The 1047-nt window shown below is 39.9% G+C and carries 1 protein-coding gene; it reads right to left on the reverse strand.

The window, feature by feature from the left end; genetic code table 11:
- Position 1: 1 nt before the first annotated feature.
- Positions 2-949, reverse strand: coding sequence for an IS30 family transposase (locus FB6_RS16525; protein ID WP_174560971.1), 948 nt, complete (start codon positions 947-949; stop codon positions 2-4).
- Between the last annotated feature and the right edge of the window lie 98 nt (positions 950-1047).

Here is a 1047-nt window from a genome sequence, read left to right on the forward strand (position 1 = left end):
CTTAGATTAGCATTTGAAGTGCAACACCATGTTCTTGGAATAATACCTGACTCGGGCTTCTAAATCCGAGTCTTTTTCTTGGGCGATGATTCAAACGTTGAGTGATTTCTGAAATATAAGCATCCGAATACCTATTCAAATCACTGCCTTTCTTAATATATTGCCTGATTAAACCATTCGTATTTTCATTCGTTCCTCTTTGCCAAGCGCTATACGGATCAGCGAAATACCAGTCTATTTCTAACGCTTGAGCAGCATGCTCATGCAGGCTGAACTCTTTGCCATTATCTGCAGTAATTGTCTTGAGTCGATCTTTTATTGGCTTAAGAAGGCTGATCGTTGCTTGGCAAACTTCCTCTGCTTTGCGTGAGCCACACTTTTTCAGCCATAAGTAACCTGTCTTCCGGTCTACAATCGACACTAATGATTGCTGATGTTTCTTGCCTACAATCGTATCTATTTCCAGATCACCAAAGCGAGTCCGGTATTCAATCTCAATTGGTCTATCATGAATGCTTTTACGATTACTCAGCTGACCGCGGGTTTCAGGAAAGCCATATTTACGCTTTCTTTGATTTCTGAATCGCAGGTTATGAAAGAGCGTACCACCCTTGTTTTTATCTAGCCGTATAAAACGATAAATTGAATGCAAACTGATTGGAACATGAGAGGCTATCTGTTCAGGACTCCATTGAAGATGAAGGTAGGCAATAATTTGTACCCACATTTCAGAAGGAATTCTTTTAGGGTTGGAGCATTGACGTCTTAGGGCAATTTTATTTGCGTGTTGAGCAAAATAACCGTTTCTAGCTCGATTACGATTGATTTCCCTAGAAATGGTTGACGGTGAACGATTCAGTCTGCAAGCGATATGACGCTTAGAAAAACCTTCACTTAACAAGGCATAAATCTGATATCTTTCTTCTAGAGTGAGATGAGTATAGTTCATGATGCAACTTTGACTTTGGTCGGTCGGAAGCAAAATGCTAGCTCATCTTGCTTCCTTCCAATAATTTAATCTCTGTTGCACTTCATTTGAGAATCTAA

Source organism: Acinetobacter bouvetii (assembly GCF_902753875.1).
GTDB lineage: Bacteria > Pseudomonadota > Gammaproteobacteria > Pseudomonadales > Moraxellaceae > Acinetobacter > Acinetobacter bouvetii_A.

Bases quoted from the DNA above. Each gene is read 5' to 3' on its own strand.
- FB6_RS16525 (WP_174560971.1), bottom strand. From the start codon at position 949: ATGAACTATACTCATCTCACTCTAGAAGAAAGATATCAGATTTATGCC.